Genomic DNA, 21,186 nt, shown 5'->3' with positions numbered 1-21,186 from the left:
GAGAAGCGCCCGGCGGCCGGAGTCGGTCCGGGCGCCGGGCGCTGCTGTCACGCTCTCAGGCTCAGCCTCAGTCCTTGATCTCGCAGATCGCGGCGCCGGACGTGATCGAGGCGCCGACCTCCGCGGTCAGGCCCTTGATCGTGCCGGCCTTGTGGGCGTTGATGGGCTGTTCCATCTTCATCGCCTCGAGGACGACCACCAGGTCACCCTCCTTGACCTCCTGGCCCTCCTCCACGGCGATCTTGACGATCGTGCCCTGCATGGGGGAGGCGAGAGTGTCGCCGGAGGCGACGGGGCCGGACTTCTTCGCCGCGCGGCGCTTCGGCTTGGCGCCGGCCGCCAGGCCCGTACGGGCCAGGGACATGCCCAGGGACGACGGCAGGGAGACCTCCAGGCGCTTGCCGCCGACCTCGACGACGACCGTCTCGCGGCCCGGCTCCTCCTCCGTCTCCGCGTCGGCGGGGGCCGTGAACGGCTTGATCTCGTTGACGAACTCCGTCTCGATCCAGCGGGTGTGGACCGTGAAGGGGCCCTTGTGGCCGTGGACCTCCGGGGCGAACGCCGGGTCCCTGACCACCGCACGGTGGAACGGGATGGCCGTCGCCATGCCCTCCACCTGGAACTCCTCCAGAGCCCGGGCGGCCCGCTCCAGCGCCTCCTTGCGGGTGCGGCCGGTCACGATCAGCTTGGCCAGCAGAGAGTCCCAGGCCGGGCCGATGACCGAGCCGGACTCCACGCCCGCGTCCAGCCGCACGCCCGGGCCCGACGGCGGGTCGAACCGGGTGACCGTACCGGGCGCGGGCAGGAAGTTGCGGCCCGGGTCCTCGCCGTTGATGCGGAACTCGAAGGAGTGGCCGCGCAGGACCGGGTCGTCGTACCCGAGCTCCTCGCCGTCGGCGATGCGGAACATCTCGCGGACGAGGTCGATGCCGGCGACCTCCTCGGTGACCGGGTGCTCCACCTGGAGGCGGGTGTTGACCTCGAGGAAGGAGATCGTGCCGTCGTTGCCGACGAGGAACTCGACCGTGCCGGCGCCGACGTAGCCGGCCTCCTTCAGGATGGCCTTCGAGGCGCGGTACAGCTCGGCGACCTGCTCCTCGGAGAGGAACGGCGCCGGGGCCTCCTCGACCAGCTTCTGGTGGCGGCGCTGCAGGGAGCAGTCACGGGTGGACACGACGACCACGTTGCCGTGCTTGTCGGCGAGGCACTGGGTCTCCACGTGCCGCGGCTTGTCCAGGTACCGCTCGACGAAGCACTCGCCGCGGCCGAAGGCCGCCACGGCCTCCCGCACGGCGGAGTCGTACAGCTCGGGGACCTCTTCGAGGGTGCGGGCGACCTTCAGGCCGCGGCCGCCGCCGCCGAAGGCGGCCTTGATGGCGATCGGCAGGCCGTGCTCCTTGGCGAAGGCGACGACCTCGTCGGCGCCGCTCACCGGGTCGGGCGTACCGGCCACCAGCGGGGCGCCCGCGCGCTGCGCGATGTGCCGGGCGGCGACCTTGTCGCCCAGGTCGCGGATGGCCTGCGGCGGCGGGCCGATCCAGATCAGGCCGGCGTCCAGGACGGCCTGCGCGAACTCGGCGTTCTCCGAGAGGAAGCCGTACCCGGGGTGGACGGCGTCCGCACCCGACTCGCGCGCCGCTTTCAGGATCTTGTCGATGACCAGATAACTGGTGGCCGGGGTGTCACCGCCCAGGGCGAACGCCTCATCCGCGGCGCGGACATGCAGAGCGTCCCGGTCCGGGTCGGCGTAGACGGCCACGCTCGCGATCCCGGCGTCCCGGCAGGCCCGGGCCACGCGGACAGCGATTTCGCCACGGTTGGCGATGAGCACCTTGCGCACGATTGAGGCTCCCTCCTTGAAACAAGCCGAGTTTAGGGACTGCCGACACGGCACTTCGACCCGTCCCCGGTGGTGAGCTTGCCCACACGGAGCGTGATACGAGGCTCGCTCGACCCGCGAAATCCCTTGTCGCACCGCACTACGCAGGACTCCTCCCGGAAACCCTAGCCGTCCCCTGTGGTCAAGGTCTCTGTCATCACGTGCTGCGGGCCACTCGGTTTCTTTGTGGAGTCCCTACGAATGGCCCAATGATTCTTTGCTGTTCGTAGGACTCTTGTCCCGGCGTTTACCGGTTAGTAGCGTTCGCGCTGTCTCGTTCATACCCGAGGTAACCAGACGACTGCTCGAAAGTGGGTGGGGCCGGTGGTCCGCAGGCCGGTGGCGTGGGTCGTGGCGGTCGTGCTCTTCGCGGAGGCGTGCGGCGTCGCCGCGCTGAACTGGTTCCTCGGGGTCGTCGTCGACCGGCAGGAGATGTCCCTGGCCGGCCTCGACCCGGACACGATGGCGGTCTCGTCGAAGGCCGGCGGGATCGTCTTCGGGCTCTACTTCGCGCTGTGCGGCGTGGTCGCGCTGCTGGTCGCGGTGCGGGACAGGGCGCCGGCGGGCCTCGGGCGCATGCTGCTGATCAGCGCGGCGGTGGTGCACGGCATCCTGGGCGCGTTCGTCTGGGGGCTGGTGGGCTGGCCGGCGTTCGTGTTCATGGTGCTGGTGCTCGGCCTGATCGTGCTGCTGCTGATGACGTACGACCGTCCGGCCGAGCCCGCCGACGCCGTGCCCGGGGAGGGCGGCGACGGCGGGGCCCCGGTCAGTCCTCCGCCGGCGCCCACAACTCCGTGATGCCGACGCCCAGTTCGGCCAGCAGCCGACGCAGCAGCGGCAGGCTGAGGCCGATGACGTTGCCGTGGTCGCCGTCGATGCCGTCGATGAAGGGGGCCGAGCGGCCGTCGAGGGTGAAGGCCCCGGCGACGTGGAGGGGCTCGCCGGAGGCGACGTACGCGGCGATCTCCTCGTCGGTCGGCTCGCCGAAGCGGACGACCGTGGAGGCGGTGGCGGAGGCGTAGCGGCCGCTGAGCGTGTCGTAGACGCAGTGGCCGGTCTGGAGCGTGCCGGCGCGGCCGCGCATGGCCTTCCAGCGGGCGGTGGCCTCCTCGGCGTCGGCGGGCTTGCCGAGGGCCTGGCCGTCCAGGTCGAGCACCGAGTCGCAGCCCACCACGATCGCGCCCTTGACCTCGGGCTTGGCGGCCACGACGGAGGCCTTCGCCTCGGCGAGGGCGAGCGCCAGGTCGGCCGGGGTGGGGGCGGTGACGGCGTCCTCGTCGACACCGCTCACGATCACCTCGGGGTCGAGACCGGCCTGGCGGAGCAGCCCGAGCCGGGCGGGGGACTGGGAGGCGAGGACGAGTCGGCGGCGCGGCTGATCTGTCATGCGATCAGCGTATCGACGCGCCCGCCTGTGCCTCATCCCGCCTCACGCCGCACTCCTCGCACGCGGCGCTCGGCCCGCCTCATCTGACGCCGATCACCAGCATCGCGAGCACCATGGCCAGCGCCATGAGAACGCCCAGCCGCCGCAGCATCTCCTGCGTGTCCCGCAGTTCCTTGGGCGGCTCGTTCTCGGGGTCGGACCACAGCATGCCCTCCATCGTCGGCAGGCCGGCCCGGGCGGCGCCTGAGTACGCGTACTCAACTTCCCAAACGGGGCTGACGTACCGTTAAGCTAAAGGAACTCTGGTTCCTTTTGAGAGGGGCACGCTCATGTTCACCACTGCCTGGACCGCCGCACCGCAGCTCCCCAGCGAGGGCTTCACCCCCAACTGGTCGCGCGAGGGCTTCTGGCGCCAGTCACTGCGGCAGGCCGTCCGCCTGACGGCGGGCGGAGGGAGGGTGCGGGTACGGCTGTCGCACGCGTACGGGCACTCGGCCGTGCGGATCGAAGGGGCCACCGTGGGCCGTACGGCCGCAGGGGCGGCCGTGCACCCCGGGTCTGTGCGGACGCTGACCTTCGGCGGTGCGCACGCTGCCGAGATACCGCCGCGCGGCGAGCTGCTCAGCGACCCGGCCGATCTCGCCGTGGCGGCGGGGGAGTCGCTCACCCTCACCCTGCACTTCCACGCCGCGACCGGCCCGGCCACCTTCCACGCGCAGGCCTTCACGACCAGCTACCGGGGCACCGGCGACCTGCTGACGGACAGCGGCGGGTCGGGCTTCGGCGAGCGGACCGAGTCCTGGTACTTCCTGTCGGCCGTCGAGGTCGACGCGGGCCGCACGGACGGGATCGCCCTGCTCGGCGACTCGATCACCGACGGCTTCGGCTCCACGCCCGGCACCGACCGCCGCTGGTCCGACGCGCTCGCCGACCGCACCGGGCGGCCCGTGCTCAACGCCGGCATCGGCGGGAACCTGCTGCTCAACGACTCGTCCTGGTACGGCGAGAAGGCCGTCCACCGCATCGCCCGGGACGTGCTCGCCCACCCGGGCGTGGACACGCTGGTCGTGCTGCTCGGCCTGAACGACATCGGCTTCAGCGAGACGGACGAGCAGCCCACGTACAAGCCGGCCCCGGTCGTCGAGACCGCCGACCTGGTCGACGGGCACCGGGAGGTGGTACGGCAGGCCCGGGCGGCGGGCCTGCGGGTGATCGGCGCGACCCTGCTGCCCTTCGCCGGCTCCGACCACTGGGGCGAGCACGCGGCGAAGGTGAGCCACGAGCTGAACGAGTGGATCCGGTACGCGGCGCGGACGGGGGAGTACGACGCGGTCGTCGACCTGCACCGCGCCCTGGCCGATCCGGACGACCCGGACCGGCTGCGGCCGTCGTACGACTTCGGCGACCACCTGCACCCCAACGACGCGGGGTACGCGGTGATGGCCGAAGCCGTCGCGGCGGTGCTCTAGCCGGTCAGCCGCCCGGCCAGTACGTCCGCGCCCACGCCGCCGGCCCCGGCTGGGGCAGGCGGTGCGCGGCGATACGGGACGGGTCGGACCAGGAGTCGCGGGGGGCGGGCGCGCCGGACGGCGTGGCGGCCGCCGCCGCGGCGCGCGCCCGGACCACCGCCAGTGCGGCGGCCAGCTCCTCCGGGGTCGGGTTGCCCCGTACGACCTTGATGTTCATCTGGGCTCCAGCGGGCCTAGAGGGGGATGTTGCCGTGCTTCTTCGGAGGCAGGGATTCCCGCTTCGTGCGCAGCTGACGCAGCCCGCGGACGACATGGCTGCGGGTGTCGGACGGCATGATCACCGCGTCGACGTAGCCGCGCTCGGCCGCGACGTAGGGGTTGAGGAGGGTGTCCTCGTACTCCTGCATCAGCCGGGCGCGGGTCGCCTCGGGATCGTCCGATTCGGCGATGGTGCGGCGGTGCAGGATGTTGACCGCGCCCTGCGCGCCCATCACGGCGATCTGGGCGGTCGGCCAGGCGAGGTTCAGGTCGGCGCCCAGGTGCTTGGAGCCCATCACGTCGTACGCCCCGCCGAAGGCCTTGCGGGTGATGACCGTGATGAGCGGGACGGTCGCCTCGGCGTAGGCGTAGATCAGCTTGGCACCGCGCCGGATGATGCCGTCGTGCTCCTGGTCCACGCCGGGCAGGAAGCCGGGCACGTCCACGAAGGTCAGCACCGGGATGTTGAAGGCGTCGCAGGTCCGTACGAAGCGGGCCGCCTTCTCGCTGGCCTTGATGTCCAGACAGCCGGCGAACTGCATCGGCTGGTTGGCGACCACGCCCACCGGGTGGCCCTCCACACGGCCGAAGCCGGTGAGGATGTTCGGCGCGTACAGCGGCTGCGTCTCGAAGAACTCGCCGTCGTCCAGGACGTGCTCGATCACCGTGTGCATGTCGTACGGCTGGTTCGCGCTGTCCGGGACGATGGTGTCCAGCTCCCGGTCCTCGTCCGTGACGGTGAGGTCCGCCTCCTCCGGGAAGGCCGGGGCCTCGGAGAGGTTGTTGGACGGCAGGTACGACAGCAGCTGCTTGATGTACTCGATGGCGTCCTTCTCGTCGCCCGCCATGTGGTGGGCGACACCGGAGGTCGCGTTGTGGGTCCTGGCGCCGCCCAGCTCCTCGAAGCCCACGTCCTCGCCGGTGACGGTCTTGATGACGTCCGGGCCGGTGATGAACATGTGCGAGGTCTGGTCGACCATGACCGTGAAGTCGGTGATGGCGGGGGAGTAGACCGCGCCGCCGGCGCAGGGGCCGACGACGAGGCTGATCTGCGGGATGACGCCCGAGGCGTGCGTGTTGCGGCGGAAGATCTCGCCGTACGCGCCGAGGGAGGCCACGCCCTCCTGGATACGGGCGCCACCGGAGTCGTTGATGCCGATGACCGGGCAGCCGGTCTTCAGCGCGAAGTCCATGACCTTGACGATCTTCTGGCCGTACACCTCGCCGAGGGCACCGCCGAAGACGGTGAAGTCCTGCGAGAACACGGCGACGGGCCGGCCGTCGACCGTGCCGTAGCCGGTCACGACCCCGTCCCCGTAGGGGCGGTTCCGGTCGAGGCCGAAGTTGCTGGAGCGGTGGCGGGCGAACTCGTCGAGCTCCACGAAGGAGCCCTCGTCGAGCAGCAGCTCGATGCGCTCACGGGCCGTCAACTTGCCCTTGGCGTGCTGCTTTTCGACGGCGCGTTCCGAGCCGGCGTGCGTCGCCTCGTGAATACGGCGTTGCAGATCCGCGAGCTTGCCCGCGGTCGTGTGAATGTCAGGCTGCTGCTCTTCCGGCTCGGACATCGGGATGCGGCTCCCTGCCTGCTCAAAAGGGGGGACGGTTACTCATCCGTAGCGTAGTGGGGTGTCTACGGGTCGGCAGTGCGGCGTTTACCACACCTAGGGTGGCTTGCATGACACCGCGAGATGCATCAGAGGACCCCCGGGGAAACGGCAGCCGTTGGTCGGACCTGGACCGACCGCCCCTCAACGCCACCGCCCTGCGGCGGGGGCTGGTCCATGAGGGAGCGCTGTGGTCCCAGGTGGAGGTGGTGCAGCGGACCGGCTCCACCAACTCCGACCTGGTGGCCCGGGCCGCCGAGGGCACGGCGTCCGAGGGCGCGGTCCTCGTCGCCGAGGAGCAGACGGCGGGGCGCGGCCGGCTGGACCGCCAGTGGACGGCTCCGGCGCGCTCGGGCCTGTTCTTCTCCGTGCTGTTGCGGCCCGTGGAGGTGCCGGTGGCGCGGTGGGGATGGCTGCCGCTGCTCACCGGCGTCGCGGTGGCCACGGGGCTGTCCCGCGCGGCCGGCGTCGACACGGCGCTGAAGTGGCCGAACGACCTGCTGGTGAAGGTGGGCGGGGAGGAACGCAAGGCCGGGGGCATCCTCGCGGAGCGGGCCGGCGAGGGCGGGGTGGTCGTCGGCGTCGGAGTGAACGTCTCCCTGCGGGCCGACGAGCTGCCGGTGCCCACGGCGGGGTCGCTGCTGCTGGCCGGTGCGGTCAGCACGGACCGGGACCCGCTGCTGCGGGGGGTGCTGCGGGCGCTGGAGCAGTGGTACGTGCGGTGGCGGGAGGCCGGCGGTGATCCGGCGGCGTGCGGCTTGCAGGAGGCGTACGCGGCGGGCTGCGCGACGCTCGGCCGCATGGTGCGGGCGGAGCTGCCCGGGGGGCGGTCGCTGGTCGGTGAGGCGGTCGCCCTGGACGGCGACGGGCGGCTGGTGCTGGCCACGCGGGAGGGGGTGCAGGAGCCCGTGGGGGCGGGGGACATCGTGCATCTGCGGGCGGTGTGACGGTGGACCGGGCGGGGGCACACCGGGTGGTGCGCCGCCCGCGCCCGGCGACGACGCCCTCGACCCCGTACCGACCTCCACAGCACCCCCTGGCTCAACCTGACGGAGTGAGCTGGCGCACACCTGCCGTAGAGTTGAGGCCGGTCGATACATGACCGTGACAGATCGGAAGGGCAGCAGGCGTGACCGTCGACGACTCGGGCTCCAGCACGGACGCGCAGGGCCGGGTTGACCGCGGGCACCCGTATCCCGCCGACCCAGGCGAGGACCCTCTCGCGCTCCGTCTCGAACAGCTCATCCTGGGCGCGGAGCGTCGCTACACCCCCTTCCAGGCGGCCCGCAGCGCCGGTGTCTCCATGGAGCTGGCGTCCCGGTTCTGGCGGGCCATGGGCTTCGCCGACATCGGGCAGGCCAAGGCGCTCACGGAGGCGGACGTACTGGCGCTGCGGCGCCTGGCCGGTCTGGTGGAGGCCGGGCTGCTCAGCGAGGCCATGGCGGTGCAGGTGGCCCGGTCCACCGGGCAGACCACCGCACGGCTCGCCGAGTGGCAGATCGACTCCTTCCTGGAGGGGCTGACCGAGCCGCCCGAGCCGGGCATGACCCGGACCGAGGTGACGTACCCCCTGGTCGAGCTGCTCCTGCCCGAGCTGGAGGAGTTCCTGGTGTACGTCTGGCGGCGTCAGCTGGCCGCCGCGACCGGGCGGGTCGTGCAGGCCGCGGACGACGAGGAGATGGTCGACCGGCGCCTCGCCGTCGGCTTCGCCGACCTGGTCGGGTTCACGCGGCTGACCCGCCGGATGGAGGAAGAGGAGCTCGGCGAGCTCGTCGAGGCCTTCGAGACCACCGCGGCCGACCTGATCGCCGCGCACGGGGGGCGGCTGGTCAAGACGCTCGGCGACGAGGTGCTGTACGTCGCCGACGACGCGGGCACCTCCGCCGAGATCGCCCTGCGGCTCATCGAGACCATGGCACACGACGAGACCATGCCGGAGCTGCGCGTCGGCATGGCGTTCGGCACGGTGACCACCCGTATGGGTGATGTGTTCGGTACGACGGTCAACCTCGCCTCCCGGCTCACCTCCATAGCCCCGAAGGACGCCGTCCTCGTCGACAGCGCCTTCGCGGAGGAGCTGATCCGGACCCGGGACGCCCCGGCCTCCGAGGCGGCGGCTGCCGAGGAGGCGGCCGCGGCGGAGAAGGAGGGGGAGGAGCCGCCGGCCTACCGGTTCGCGCTCCAGCCGATGTGGCAGCGGCCCGTGCGTGGCCTGGGCGTCGTGGAGCCCTGGCTGCTCGCGCGGCGCAACGGGACGTCGTAGCGGACGGTCCGTCACCGTTCGCCCTGGCCCTGGGCGAGTCCGTCCACGCACACGGCGATGATCGGCAGGCACAGGCCGGGATCGGACGGTTCCTGCGGGCGGCTCGGCTGCGCAGCGGGAGGCGGGGGCGCGGTCGGGGGCGGGATGCTGTGGCTCGGTGGCGGGGTGCGGGGCGGTTTCGCCTCGGGTTTCGGCGCGCTCGCGGTCAGTGTGGGGGCAGGGGCGCGGCCGGTCGCCCGGGGGACGGTCGTGGTGCCGGTGCCGGTGCCGGTGCCGGTGGCGGTGCCGGCGGCGGTGACGGGCCGGGGGCGGGCCGTGGACCGCTGGGGTGCGGCCGGTGCGGGGGTCAGACCGCCCAGGGCGGTGGGCGTGGACGGGCTCAGCTCGGGGGACGCGGCGACGGCCGCACCGGCACTGGTCGCGCGCTCGGTCCCGGTGACCTGGTCGGGGGCAGGACCGGCCTCGGCGGCGTCGATGCCGCCGGTACCCGGACCCCCGGTGAGGCGTACGAGGCTCAGCGCCCCGGCGGCCAGGGCGAGCCCCCCGGCGGCCAGCAGCACCTTGCGGGGGCGCGGCTTGCGGTGCCGACCGCGGGCCCGCCCGCCGAAGGCCCCGGCCGGCAGGGGTACGGGGGGTGAGGGCTGCGCGCCGGGCGCGGACCGGGCCGGGGACCCGGGGGATGCGGCGGCCGGCAGGACTGCCTGCGGCACGGCGGAGCCGGCGGCGATGGGCCGCGCCCGCGGTGTGGGGGGTACGCCGGCTGCGGACCGGGCGTTCGGACCGGGACGCGCGTCCGGCCCGGGCCGCGTGCCCGGCCTGGCTGGTCCGGCGGCAGGGTGGTGCGTGTCCGGTGCGGGAGCGGGCCGGGCCGGTGCACCCGCGGGGAACCCCGCCCGGGGCCCGGCGGCGGGCCCCTGGTACGGCCCGGCTGGTGCGGCCATCGGCTGCCCGCCCTGCGGCCCGGGAAGGGCGGCGGCCACCCGGGGCCCCGCCTGCTGGCCGGGAGACGCGGCGGCCGGGGGCCGCCCGCCCGGGCGGGGCAGGGCCGCGGCAGGGTGCCCCACCCGCCGGGCGGACGAGGCGCCGACCGGGTGTCCCACCCGTGGCCCAGGCAAGGCCGCAGCCGGACGCCCTTCCTGCGGCCCGGGATACCCGGCGGCCGGGGAGCCCGTCTGCCGCCCGCCTGCCGCCCCCACCGGGGCATTCGCCCGGGGCGTGGACGGTTGGGCGGGCCCGGGGTGGCCGGTGCCGGGTCGGTTCGGTGGTGTGTTGGTGGTCATTCCGGTGTCAGCCCCCTGCCCGCGCGCCCCCGATGCGCCGCGCCGTGCGCACGCTATGCGCTGTCATGGGCGGTGTGGCCGGAGTTGCCGGGATGTCACTCGAACGGGTGGCCGGGACGGGGTGGCGGGAACCGTGCGCGTCCGGGCTTTTCCCGGGGGAGGCGGGCTGCGATGATCGGGCCAGTGGTGTTAACCCGCGTTAACCGGAGGGTGTCATGAGTGAGGAACGGTTCGGGGAGTTCGTGCTGGTGCGGCGGCACGAGGAGGGGCATGTCGCGGAGCTCGCCCTCGACCGGCCCAAGGCCATGAACGCCGTGTCCACCGAGATGGCCCGGTCCCTCGCCGGGGCGTGCGCCGCGCTCGGGGAGGACCGCGGTGTCCGGGTGGTCGTGCTGACCTCGACGCACGAGCGGGCGTTCTGTGTCGGGGCCGACCTGAAGGAGCGGAACTCCTTCAGCGACGCCGATCTCGTACGGCAGCGGCCCGTGGCGCGGGCGGCGTACATGGGGGTGCTGGAGCTGCCGGTGCCGACGATCGCGGCCGTGCACGGGTTCGCCCTGGGCGGCGGGTTCGAACTCGCGCTGTCGTGCGATGTGATCGTGGCCGACCGTACGGCGGTGGTGGGGCTGCCGGAGGTGTCGGTGGGTGTGATCCCGGGCGGCGGCGGTACGCAGCTGCTGCCGCGCCGGGTGGGGGCGGCGCGGGCCGCCGAGCTGATCTTCACGGCGCGCCGGGTGGAGGCCGCCGAGGCGCGGGAGCTGGGGCTCGTCGACCAGCTGGTGGAGGAGGGACGGGACCGGGCGGAGGCGCTCGCCCTGGCGGCCCGGATCGCGGCGAACTCGCCCGTCGGGCTGCGGGCGGCCAAGCGCGCGCTGCGGCTCGGGCACGGGCTGGACCTGCGGGCCGGGCTGGAGGTCGAGGACGCGGCCTGGCGGTCCGTGGCGTTCTCCGGGGACCGGGCGGAGGGCGTGGCCGCCTTCAACGACAAGCGCAAGCCGCAGTGGCCGGGAGAGTAGGCGGGAGATCGGCGCCCCGGATCGGCGCTTCGGATCAGCTCCCCGGATCAGCGCCCCGTTCGCCCCGATAACATCCCGGTTCGGGTGGAACCTCCCTAGCCTGGAGTGATGGGTGGTGAGGACAGCCGGCTGGCGGACGTCGTTGCGCTGGCCCAGGGCATGGCGGCCGCGCAGGGCACCCGCGAGGCCTGGCGCGCCGCGGCCGCCGGGGCCTGCCGGGCGCTGGGCGGGAGCTTCGCCGCGCTGTCGGTGTGGGAACGGGAGCTCGGGCGGCTCAGGGTCCTGGTGAACGTCGGCGAGCTCGCCGAGGGCGAGGAGGAGTTCCCGGAGGACGAGGCCTATCCCGTCCACCAGTTCGCCGAGATCACCGAGTTCCTGCACGAGCAGTGGGCCGGGGGCGGACAGCCCGGCGCGTGGGTGGAGACCGCCGAGGGCCCGGCGGCCGGGCGCCCCGGGTACGTCCACCAGCGGGTCGCCGCCCTGCGGCGCCGGGGCCGCGGCTGCTGCGTGGTCGCGCCGATCGTGCTGCACGGCCGCGCCTGGGGCGAGCTGTACGTCGCCCGCCCGGTGGGCACGCCCGTCTTCGAGCGGTCCGACGCCGACTTCGCCACCGTGCTGGCCGCCGTGGTGGCCGCCGGCATCGCCCAGGCGGAGCGGCTGGCGGAGGCCCGGCGGCTGGCCTTCACCGACCCGCTCACCGGGCTCGCCAACCGCCGAGCCGTCGACGTACGCCTGGACCAGGCCGTCGAGCGGCACCGGCGGGACGGCACGGTCGTCAGCCTCGTCGTCTGCGACCTGAACGGGCTCAAGCGGGTCAACGACACCCACGGGCACGCCGTCGGCGACCGGCTCCTGGAGCGTTTCGGCTCGGTGCTCTCGCTGTGCGGCGCGATGGTCCCGGGCGCCCTGGTGGCCCGGCTGGGCGGGGACGAGTTCTGCCTGCTCGCGGTCGGTCCGCCCGCCGACCAGGTCGTCAAGGCGGCCGACGAACTGTGCCGCCGGGCCGCGGAGCTGGAGCTCGGGGACGGCGTGGCCTGCGGGGTCGCCTCCACCGAGGATCCGGTCGGGCCGGTGCGCGACGCCCGCCGGCTGTTCCGGCTCGCGGACGCCGCCCAGTACCGGGCCAAGGCGGACCGGGCCGCTCACCCGGTCGTCGCGGGCCGGGAGGGGCCCGACGACCCCGTTCTGCGGCTCGCCGACGAGCCGTCCGTGGACGCGGCGGACCGGGAGCGTCGGCGCTTCCGCGGGCGGCGCTCCCCGTAGGGCGCGGCGGTGACGCGTTCGTCGGCGGCGGTGACCTGTTCGTAAGGGGTGAACCCGGCCCCCAGTGGTGACATCAAGGAATTCACTGCGTACGCTCCTGAATATGGATATGCACACTGTGGTGGTGGGGACGTCCGGGGTCACCGCGTCCGACGTCCTCGCCGTGGCGCGCGGCGGCGCCCGGGTCGAGCTCTCCGAGGAGGCGGTGGCCGCGCTCGCCGCAGCGCGCGAGATCGTGGACGCGCTGGCGGCCAAGCCCGACCCGGTCTACGGCGTGAGCACCGGCTTCGGCGCCCTGGCGACCCGGCACATCAGCCCCGAGCTGCGCGCCCAGCTGCAGCGCAACATCGTCCGCTCGCACGCCGCCGGCATGGGGCCGCGCGTCGAGCGGGACGTCGTACGGGCGCTGATGTTCCTGCGGCTGAAGACCGTCTGCTCCGGACACACCGGGGTGCGGCCCGAGGTCGCGCAGATCATGGCCGACGTCCTCAACGCCGGGATCACCCCGGTCGTGCACGAGTACGGCTCCCTCGGCTGCTCCGGCGACCTGGCCCCGCTGTCGCACTGCGCCCTGACCCTCATGGGGGAGGGGGAGGCCGAGGGGCCGGACGGAACGATTCGCCCCGCCGGTGAGCTGCTGGCCGAACACGGCATCCAGCCCGTCGTGCTGCGCGAGAAGGAGGGCCTCGCCCTGCTCAACGGCACCGACGGCATGCTCGGCATGCTGGTCATGGCCCTCGCCGACCTGGAGACGCTGTACAAGTCCGCCGACGTCACCGCCGCGCTGTCCCTGGAGGCGCTGCTCGGCACCGACAAGGTCCTCGCGCCCGAACTGCACGCCATCCGGCCGCACCCCGGGCAGGCCGCCAGCGCCGCCAACATGCTGGCCGTGCTGAAGGGGTCCGGGCTGACCGGGCACCACCAGGACGACGCGCCCCGCGTCCAGGACGCCTACTCGGTGCGCTGCGCCCCGCAGGTCGCCGGCGCCGGCCGCGACACCCTGGCCCACGCCCGCCTGGTCGCCGACCGGGAGCTGGCCTCCGCGGTGGACAACCCGGTGGTGCTCCCCGACGGGCGGGTGGAGTCCAACGGCAACTTCCACGGCGCCCCGGTCGCCTACGTCCTGGACTTCCTGGCCATCGCCGCCGCCGACCTCGGCTCCATCGCCGAGCGGCGCACCGACCGGCTGCTGGACAAGAACCGCAGCCACGGGCTGCCGCCGTTCCTCGCGGACGACCCCGGCGTCGACTCGGGCCTGATGATCGCCCAGTACACCCAGGCCGCGCTGGTCAGCGAGATGAAGCGGCTGGCCGTACCGGCCTCGGCGGACTCGATCCCGTCCTCGGCGATGCAGGAGGACCATGTCTCGATGGGCTGGTCGGCGGCGCGCAAGCTCCGTACGGCCGTCGGCAACCTGGCCCGGGTCCTCGCGGTCGAGCTGTACGCCGCCACGCGCGCCATCGAACTGCGCGAGGGCCTGACCCCCGCGCCCGCCACCCAGGCGGTCATCGACGCCGTGCGCGAGGCGGGGGTGGCCGGCCCCGGCCCGGACCGCTTCCTGGCGCCGGACCTGGCCGCGGCGGAGGCGTTCGTACGCGACGGGCGGCTGGTCGAGGCGGTGGAGAAGGTCACCGGACCGCTGCGGTGAGGGAGACGGTCACCGGACCGGTGCGGTGATGCTGCCGGGGCCCTGCCGTGCGGCAGGGCCCCGAGGGGTCACTTCAGCTTGGCGACCTGGGCCTTGACCACGGCCGCCGGGATCTCGGCGGCCTTGCCGGTGCCCAGGGCGGCGAAGTTCACCGTGTAGAAGGTGGCGACGGTGTTGCCCTTGCGGACCACCTCGGTGTGGAAGGTGGCCGTGCCCTCGCCGTCCATGTCGACGTCCTCGGAGAACGCCACGGACTCGTCGCCCAGCCCGGAGGCCTTCGCCGGGGCGACCTTGGTGACCTTCGACTTCTCCTCGCCCGCGGCGAGGCCGTATCCGCCGGAGCAGGCCGTGACGCCGCCGGAGACGGCCTTCATGGCCTGCTCGGCGCCGTCGCCGTCGTAGGAGGACAGGCCCACGAACGTCATGTTGACGTCGAAGGCGTCCTCGACGCTGTCCGGCTGCGCGGTGGCGGTCGACGCCTTGTCCTCGGCGACGGAGTTGCTGGCGCTCGCGTCCGTCTGGCCCGGGGCGAGACCGGCCGTGGCCCAGGCGAGCGGGTCACAGTCCGCCTTGTCCGTCTTCACCGCCTTCTTCGACTTCGGGAGGGTGTCGTCGCCCGAGGTGACCCGGTAGCCCTTGACCTCGCCCTGCGCGAGGAGCAGCTTCTCCAGCTCGGCCGGGGTCAGCGCCTTGGCGGCCGGGGCCGAGGAGGAGGAGCCGGAGTCCGGGGAACCCTTCGCGTCCTTGGCGTCCGAGCCGGAGTCGGAGCAGCCCGTGATGAGGGCGAGCGTCAGTGCGCTCACGGCGGCCGTGGCGCCCAGTCGCGCGCCCGATGATCTCTTCATGGGCGGACTATGAACGGTTTGTCAAAGGAACGTCAAGTCAGTTCAAAAACCAGGACGTTTCCGTCAGAAACCCAGACGTTCCCGGCGTACCGAGTACGCGACGAAGCCGGCGCCCAGCGTGAGGAAGGCGGTCCCGCCGATGACGTACGGGGTGCTGTCGAAGCTGCCCGTGTCGGCGAGCCGGGCCTCGGCGGCGGAGCTCTCCTGGGTCGTGGACGCGGCCCGCGCCTGCGTGGTGACCTGCGGAGACGGGCTCGCCGCAGGCGCCGTTCTGGCCGGGTGCTCCGCCGTCGCGTTCGCGGACGGAACGAACCACAGGGCGCCCAGCAGGGTCCCCGCGGCGGTGGCGGTCAGCAACGGACGGCGAGCGGATGACACGGAATATCGATCCCCTTGTGGCGCTGGCGAATTGGCCGTGTGGGGCGATGTTAGTGAACGGCGCGGGTCACGGGAAAGTCACGGGCGCGCGGCACCGTACCCTCCGGGCATGAACACTCCAGAGAGATCACGTTTTGTCCGGCTCCGCGTGGAACTCGTCCTCGAAATCGACGACGAGGACGCGGTCACCGCGGCGGCGCTGCGCCGGATCGCCGGCGACCGTGACATGCCGGACGCGGAACGGGTACCCGCACAGGCGGCTGTGACGGAGGACACCGCGGAGGCCCTCGCCCAGCTCGTCGATCCGTTCGACCTGGTGAGCGAGGTGCCCGGGGTGGAGCTGCACCAGGCCTCCTGGAGCAGCGAGCGCATCACGTACGACCCCGATGCGCCGGACTGGGACCTCGACGAGGATGATGATGACGGTGACGAGGACGCCGGCTGAGGCGCCCTGGGGGAACACGTGACCCCGGGCGGCAACCGCTGCCCGGGGTCACGGCGTCTCAAGCGGCGCACTGACCGGCAGCGGCCCCGTCCGCCCCACGCAGGGTGCGCGCGGACGGGAGCACGGCGGACGTGGTGATGCCCACACACGCGGACGATGTGGAACGGGACGCACCGGTCGTAGCGTTGAAGGTTCGTGCGAGGACTCTCGGTCGCAACGGGGGACTCACGGGGTTTTTGGGGAAATCGGCAACGATGGAGAAGCGTGTGATGACGGACAGTAAGCGGCGCAGGGGCCTGACGGTCGCGTCCGCACTGCTCGGCGGAGTGCTGGTGCTCTCTGCCTGTTCCTCAGGCGGCGACGACACCGACGGGGACGGCAGCGGCAACGGCACCTCGCAGGCCAAGGTCGACGAGGCGGCAGCCGAGAAGACCTCCGAGGCCCAGATCGAGATCACGCCGAAGGACGGCTCGACCAACGCCTCCATCAACAACTCCGCCACCGTCAAGGTGGCCAAGGGCACGCTGACGGACGTGAAGATGACCACCGCCGACGGTACCGCCGTCTCCGGTGAGATATCCGCGGACAAGAAGAGCTGGAAGCCCAGCGTCCAGCTCGAGCGCGCCACGACCTACAAGGTGACGGCGACCGCCAAGGACGCCGAGGGCCGCGCCGCCCACGAGAACGCCTCGTTCACCACGGTCTCGCCCGCCAACAGCTTCATCGGCACCTTCACCCCGGACAACGGCGCCACCGTCGGCGTCGGCATGCCGGTGTCGATCACCTTCGACAAGGCGATCACCAACAAGGCGGCCGTCCAGAAGGGCATCACGGTCTCGACCACCAGCGGCCAGGAGGTCGCCTGCCACTGGTTCAACGCCAACCGCATGGACTGCCGGCCGGAGGAGTACTGGAAGGAAGGCTCCACCGTCACGCTGAAGCTGGCCCTCGACGGCGTCGAGGGCGCCTCCGGGGTGTACGGCGTGCAGCAGAAGACGGTCACCTTCAAGATCGGCCGCAACCAGGTCTCCTACGTCGACGCGAAGACCAAGCAGATGAAGGTCACGCAGGACGGCAAGGTCATCCGCACCATCCCGATCTCGGCCGGCGCGCCCGAGAACAAGACGTACGAGGGTCAGATGGTGGTCTCCGAGAAGTTCAAGGAGACCCGGATGAACGGCGCGACCGTCGGCTTCACCGACGACGACGGCAAGGGCGAGTACGACATCAAGGACGTGCCGCACGCCATGCGCCTGACCACCTCCGGCACCTTCATCCACGGCAACTACTGGGGCGCCCCCTCGGTCTTCGGCAACGTCAACACCAGCCACGGCTGTGTCGGCCTGCAGGACAAGAAGGGCGCGAACGACCCCAACATGCCGGCCGCGTGGTTCTACGACCACACGCTGATCGGTGACGTGGTCGTCGTGAAGAACACCGGCGACAAGACCGTCTCCCCGGACAACGGTCTCAACGGCTGGAACATGAACTGGGCGCAGTGGAAGGCGGGTTCGGCGGTCTGACGCCCCCGCGGCCGAACAGCGTGGCGATGCCGCCGTCCATCCCGGCAAGGGGGTGGGCGGCGGCATCCGTTGTGCGGTGCCCCTGGGGGACGAGTGGTCAACCGGGAAACCTGTAACGGGCTTCCGGCGGTCCCGTAACAGAACATCGACAGATCTCTTACCGTCCTTTCATCTATTGAGCGGCTGATCACCCCTCGGCATACTGCGTATTCCGGGGGGTGTACGGGCATGCGTACGAGACCACCCCCGGCCGGGTGACCCGGGATGTCACCCGGTTCTTCTGCTAGGGGGAAGTTTGCGCAGACAAGTGAAAAGAGCAGGCGCGGCCACGGTCGCCGCGGCGGCAGCCGTGGCACTGGCGGCGGGCATGACCAGCCCCGCGTCGGCGAAGGGGGAACAGACCGCCGACGCGGTCAAGGCCTCGTCGTTCACGGCGAAGCACCGCATCACGCTCATCACCGGTGACCGGGTCGCCGTCGACGCCAAGGGCCGCGTCGTCGGACTGGAGCGGGCCAAGGGCCGCGAGGACATACCCGTCCAGATCCGCCGGATCGACGGCCACACGCTGGTCATCCCGGCGGACGTCGCCCGGCTGATCGCGAGCGGCAAGCTCGACCAGCGGCTGTTCGACGTCACCGAGCTCAACAAGGCCGCCACCCGCAAGGCGCAGAAGCACGGCCTGAAGGTCATCGTCGGCTACCAGGGTTCCGCCGCCGGCGCGAAGGCCGACGTCCGTGACGCGGGCAAGCTCCGGGCGACCCTGAAGTCCCTCAACGCCGACGCGGTGCAGACGCCGCAGGAGGACGCGCCCGAGCTGTGGGACGCGGTCACCAACGGCGACAAGACCGCCGCCGGCATCGCGCACGTCTGGCTCGACGGCGTCCGCAAGGCCAGCCTCGACAAGTCCGTTCCGCAGATCGGCGCCCCCAAGGCGTGGGCGGCCGGCTACGACGGCAAGGGCGTCAAGATCGCCGTCCTGGACACCGGCGTCGACGCCACGCACCCCGACCTCAAGGGCCAGGTCGTGGCGGAGAAGAACTTCTCCACCTCGCCCGGCACCAACGACAAGGTGGGCCACGGCACGCACGTCGCCTCCATCGCGGCCGGCACCGGCGCCAAGTCGGGCGGCAAGTTCAAGGGTGTCGCCCCGGGCGCGAAGATCCTCAACGGCAAGGTGCTCAGCGACGAGGGCTTCGGCAACGACTCCGAGATCCTCGCCGGCATGGAGTGGGCCGCCGCGCAGGGCGCCGACGTCATCAACATGAGCCTCGGCGGCGGGGACACCCCCGAGATCGACCCGCTGGAAGCGGCGGTGAACAAGCTCTCCGCCGACAAGGGCGTGCTGTTCGCCATCGCCGCCGGCAACGAGGGCTTCCTCGGCGAGCAGAGCATCGGCTCCCCGGGCAGCGCGGCAGCCGCCCTGACCGTCGGCGCCGTCGACGACAAGGACAAGCTGGCCGACTTCTCCAGCATCGGCCCGGGCCTGGACGGCGCCCTCAAGCCGGACGTGACCGCGCCCGGCGTGGACATCACCGCGGCCTCCGCCAAGGGCAACGACATCGCCAAGGAGGTCGGCGAGAAGCCGGCCGGCTACATGTCGATCTCCGGTACGTCGATGGCGACCCCGCACGTCGCGGGCGCCGCGGCGATCCTGAAGCAGCAGCACCCGGACTGGAAGTACACCGAGCTCAAGGGCGCCCTCACCGGCTCCACCAAGGGCGGCAAGTACACGCCGTTCCAGCAGGGTTCTGGCCGCATCCAGGTCGACAAGGCCATCAAGCAGACCGTCATCGCCGACCCGGTGTCGGTGTCCTTCGGCGTGCAGCAGTGGCCGCACACCGACGACAAGCCGGTCACCAAGCAGCTGACGTACCGCAACCTGGGGACGAAGGACGTCACGCTGAAGCTGGCGTCGACCGCCACCAACCCCAAGGGCCAGGCCGCCCCGGCCGGCTTCTTCAAGCTGGGCGCCACCAGCGTCACGGTCCCGGCCGGCGGCAAGGCCTCGGTCGCCTTCACCGTCAACACCAAGCTGGGCGGCACCGTGGACGGCGCCTACTCGGCGTACGTCACGGCGACGGGCGGCGGCCAGACCGTCCGCACGGCGGCCGCTGTGCAGCGTGAGGTGGAGTCGTACGACGTCACCGTAAAGCACATCGGCAAGGACGGCAATCCGACCGACGGCTACGTCACCGACCTGATCGGGTACACGGGTCTGGCCAAGAACCGGGGGTACGTGGCGCCGCCGAGTTCCGGCACCGTCACGCTGCGGGTGCCCAGGGGCTCGTACCTGCTGGACGCCTGGCTGGCGAAGAACTTCGAGACGTTCGAGGGCGGCGTCGACTGGCTGGTCCAGCCCAAGCTCGATGTCACCAAGAACCTCACGGTCACGGTGGACGCACGCAAGACCAAGCAAGCGAACATCACGGTTCCGGACGCCCAGGCCAAGCCGTTGTCCGCGACCGCAGGTTACTTCTACGAGCCGGCCATGGCCAGTGTCGGTTTCACCGCGGGATCCTTCGCGGACATCCGCATGGGGCACCTGGGCGCAGAAGTCACCCGCGGGCTGTCCCAGACCTGGAACGGCCAGTGGGCCAAGGGAGCCGGGGCCGAGTACGACGCGGCGACCACTGAGCAGGTCAAGAAGATCAAGGGCGACAAGTCTCGCCACTTCGCGGCCAGCGAGTTCGCCACGGTGAAGAACAACCTCGGTGCTGCGGCGTCGGGCAAGACCGGTGGACTGGTCACCTACGGCCTGCTCCCTGACGAGGCCGTCTTCGGGGTTCCTGTGGAGCAGAAGCTGCCCGGTGGGCGCACGCTGTACCTGTCGACCTCCGACAAGATCCAGTGGACCTTCGACTTCCTGCAGTTCGCGGGCAAGGACGATCAAGGCTTCCTGGTTTCCGATGCCGCCTACTCGCTCGGTGCTCCGCGGACCTTCAAGGCGGGTCAGACGTACACCAAGACCTTCAACACCGCAGTGTTCGGCCCGCATCTGAACGCCGAATTCGGGCTCTTCCGCCAGGGCAACGACATCTACGGCTTGCTGCCGCTGTTCGCCGACGCCAACAAGCACGCGGGTTCGTCGGACTTCACTTCGGTCGCAACGACTCTCTACCGCAACGGCACCAAGGTCGGATCGAACGACGACCCACTGTTCGGCGGAAAGGCGTTCAAGGTCCCGGCCGGGGACGCCGAATACAAGCTGACGACCTCGGTCAAGCGCAGCGTCAAGGTCGCGGCGGCCTCTACTCGCATCGACGCGAGCTGGACGTTCCGCTCCAAGAAGACCGCTGCCGATCTGACGAAGCTGCCCGCCTCCACTGTCCGCTTCAGCGCCAAGACCGGCCTGGACAGCAAGGTCAAGGCCGGCGAGAAGGTCAGCATCCCGGTCGAGGTGCAGGGCGCGGCCAAGGGCAGCAACCTGAAGTCGCTGGCGGTGTACGTGTCGTACGACTACGGCCAGACCTGGAAGAAGGTCACCGTCAAGAACGGGAAGATCACCGTCAAGAACCCGGAGAAGGGGAAGGCCATCTCCTTCCACGCGAAGATCGCCGACAAGAAGGGCAACAAGTCGACGCTCTCGATCTACAACGCATACTACGGTAAGTGACTTTGGCCTGACGCGTGACCAGGTGTGATAACGGCCCGCCGGTGAAGCCGGCGGGCCGTTACCTGTACGGTCTGGCCGCAGCGGACCTCGGTGCGACGTCGAAGTCGACAGGCTCGATCTCTCCCGAGACGCGTGTCTTGCCGGCCGGCCGCCCGGTCAATGCAGGGGATCACAGATCCGCGAAAACCGTTGGTTTCCAGCGGGTAGTGCGTGGTTGAGCAGGTGGCGGCTTTGGGCTGGGCGACAGCCGGAATGGCGACGCCGAGGCCGACTGCTGCGACTGTACAGATGGCTGCAGTTGCGGTGGCTTTGCGA

At 71.8% G+C, this 21,186-nt stretch carries 18 protein-coding genes; 10 read left to right on the top strand and 8 right to left on the bottom strand.

The features are described from left to right. Positions 1 to 67: 67 nt before the first annotated feature. Positions 68 to 1,840, bottom strand: a complete 1,773-nt coding sequence (locus AB0K80_RS06520; RefSeq protein ID WP_365666440.1) for a biotin carboxylase N-terminal domain-containing protein — start codon at positions 1,838 to 1,840, stop codon at positions 68 to 70. 363 nt (positions 1,841 to 2,203) lie between these two features. Between AB0K80_RS06520 and AB0K80_RS06515 the strand changes: the two genes are divergently transcribed. Further along, positions 2,204 to 2,677 carry a hypothetical protein gene (locus AB0K80_RS06515; protein ID WP_365666438.1) on the top strand — a complete coding sequence of 158 codons (474 nt, stop codon included), beginning with the start codon at positions 2,204 to 2,206 and terminating at the stop codon, positions 2,675 to 2,677. Here AB0K80_RS06515 and AB0K80_RS06510 read toward each other — a convergent pair. Both AB0K80_RS06510 and AB0K80_RS06505 read right to left on the bottom strand, forming a co-directional pair. Next, a complete protein-coding gene (locus AB0K80_RS06510; protein ID WP_365666437.1) occupies positions 2,646 to 3,266 on the bottom strand; it encodes a nucleoside triphosphate pyrophosphatase in 621 nt (206 codons plus the stop codon). The genes AB0K80_RS06515 and AB0K80_RS06510 overlap by 32 nt on opposite strands. 79 nt (positions 3,267 to 3,345) lie before the next feature. After that, positions 3,346 to 3,474 carry a hypothetical protein gene (locus AB0K80_RS06505; RefSeq protein WP_365666435.1) on the bottom strand — a complete coding sequence of 43 codons (129 nt, stop codon included), beginning with the start codon at positions 3,472 to 3,474 and terminating at the stop codon, positions 3,346 to 3,348. Between the two features lie 121 nt (positions 3,475 to 3,595). On the opposite strand from AB0K80_RS06505, the gene AB0K80_RS06500 reads away from it, so the two are divergent. Beyond that, on the top strand, positions 3,596 to 4,735 hold the full coding sequence (locus tag AB0K80_RS06500) for an SGNH/GDSL hydrolase family protein (protein ID WP_365666433.1): 1,140 nt from the start codon (positions 3,596 to 3,598) through the stop codon (positions 4,733 to 4,735). A gap of 4 nt (positions 4,736 to 4,739) precedes the next feature. On the opposite strand, the gene AB0K80_RS06495 is transcribed toward AB0K80_RS06500, so the two are convergent. Together AB0K80_RS06495 and AB0K80_RS06490 are read right to left on the bottom strand one after the other, a co-directional pair. Next, positions 4,740 to 4,952, bottom strand: a complete 213-nt coding sequence (locus AB0K80_RS06495) for an acyl-CoA carboxylase epsilon subunit (RefSeq protein WP_365666431.1) — start codon at positions 4,950 to 4,952, stop codon at positions 4,740 to 4,742. Positions 4,953 to 4,968: 16 nt separating this feature from the next. Further along, positions 4,969 to 6,558 carry an acyl-CoA carboxylase subunit beta gene (locus AB0K80_RS06490; protein WP_365666429.1) on the bottom strand — a complete coding sequence of 530 codons (1,590 nt, stop codon included), beginning with the start codon at positions 6,556 to 6,558 and terminating at the stop codon, positions 4,969 to 4,971. A gap of 110 nt (positions 6,559 to 6,668) precedes the next feature. On the opposite strand from AB0K80_RS06490, the gene AB0K80_RS06485 reads away from it, so the two are divergent. Together AB0K80_RS06485 and AB0K80_RS06480 are read left to right on the top strand one after the other, a co-directional pair. Next, positions 6,669 to 7,544 (top strand): biotin--[acetyl-CoA-carboxylase] ligase, encoded by an 876-nt coding sequence (locus AB0K80_RS06485; RefSeq protein ID WP_365666427.1) that lies wholly within the window; start codon positions 6,669 to 6,671, stop codon positions 7,542 to 7,544. A 182-nt stretch (positions 7,545 to 7,726) separates the two neighbouring features. Further along, positions 7,727 to 8,860 carry an adenylate/guanylate cyclase domain-containing protein gene (locus tag AB0K80_RS06480; RefSeq protein WP_365666425.1) on the top strand — a complete coding sequence of 378 codons (1,134 nt, stop codon included), beginning with the start codon at positions 7,727 to 7,729 and terminating at the stop codon, positions 8,858 to 8,860. 11 nt (positions 8,861 to 8,871) lie between these two features. Here AB0K80_RS06480 and AB0K80_RS06475 read toward each other — a convergent pair whose 3' ends face one another. Then, positions 8,872 to 9,570, bottom strand: coding sequence for a hypothetical protein (locus AB0K80_RS06475; RefSeq protein WP_365666423.1), 699 nt, complete (start codon positions 9,568 to 9,570; stop codon positions 8,872 to 8,874). 785 nt (positions 9,571 to 10,355) lie between these two features. On the opposite strand from AB0K80_RS06475, the gene AB0K80_RS06470 reads away from it, so the two are divergent. From AB0K80_RS06470 to hutH, 3 genes are all read left to right on the top strand, one after another. Continuing rightward, positions 10,356 to 11,156 carry an enoyl-CoA hydratase-related protein gene (locus AB0K80_RS06470; protein ID WP_365666421.1) on the top strand — a complete coding sequence of 267 codons (801 nt, stop codon included), beginning with the start codon at positions 10,356 to 10,358 and terminating at the stop codon, positions 11,154 to 11,156. A 108-nt stretch (positions 11,157 to 11,264) separates the two neighbouring features. Then, positions 11,265 to 12,419, top strand: coding sequence for a GGDEF domain-containing protein (locus tag AB0K80_RS06465; protein ID WP_365666419.1), 1,155 nt, complete (start codon positions 11,265 to 11,267; stop codon positions 12,417 to 12,419). 109 nt (positions 12,420 to 12,528) lie between these two features. Continuing rightward, a complete protein-coding gene (gene hutH, locus AB0K80_RS06460; protein ID WP_365666614.1) occupies positions 12,529 to 14,067 on the top strand; it encodes a histidine ammonia-lyase in 1,539 nt (512 codons plus the stop codon). A 68-nt stretch (positions 14,068 to 14,135) separates the two neighbouring features. On the opposite strand, the gene AB0K80_RS06455 is transcribed toward hutH, so the two are convergent. Continuing rightward, positions 14,136 to 14,912 carry a hypothetical protein gene (locus AB0K80_RS06455; protein WP_365666417.1) on the bottom strand — a complete coding sequence of 259 codons (777 nt, stop codon included), beginning with the start codon at positions 14,910 to 14,912 and terminating at the stop codon, positions 14,136 to 14,138. A gap of 63 nt (positions 14,913 to 14,975) precedes the next feature. Further along, positions 14,976 to 15,290, bottom strand: coding sequence for a hypothetical protein (locus tag AB0K80_RS06450; RefSeq protein ID WP_365666415.1), 315 nt, complete (start codon positions 15,288 to 15,290; stop codon positions 14,976 to 14,978). 109 nt (positions 15,291 to 15,399) lie between these two features. Here AB0K80_RS06450 and AB0K80_RS06445 point away from each other — a divergent pair, with 109 nt between their 5' ends. The 3 genes from AB0K80_RS06445 to AB0K80_RS06435 all read left to right on the top strand — a co-directional run bounded on the left by AB0K80_RS06445 (position 15,400) and on the right by AB0K80_RS06435 (position 20,871). Continuing rightward, positions 15,400 to 15,735 carry a hypothetical protein gene (locus AB0K80_RS06445; protein ID WP_365666413.1) on the top strand — a complete coding sequence of 112 codons (336 nt, stop codon included), beginning with the start codon at positions 15,400 to 15,402 and terminating at the stop codon, positions 15,733 to 15,735. Between the two features lie 269 nt (positions 15,736 to 16,004). After that, complete coding sequence (locus AB0K80_RS06440) at positions 16,005 to 17,258, top strand: Ig-like domain-containing protein (protein WP_365666411.1); 1,254 nt, start codon at positions 16,005 to 16,007, stop codon at positions 17,256 to 17,258. Between the two features lie 367 nt (positions 17,259 to 17,625). Next, on the top strand, positions 17,626 to 20,871 hold the full coding sequence (locus tag AB0K80_RS06435; protein WP_365666409.1) for a S8 family peptidase: 3,246 nt from the start codon (positions 17,626 to 17,628) through the stop codon (positions 20,869 to 20,871). Positions 20,872 to 21,186 lie beyond the last annotated feature (315 nt).

The organism is Streptomyces sp. NPDC052682 (genome assembly GCF_040678435.1).
Taxonomy (GTDB): Bacteria; Actinomycetota; Actinomycetes; order Streptomycetales; family Streptomycetaceae; genus Streptomyces.
This window is presented reverse-complemented; position numbering and strand designations above follow the sequence as displayed.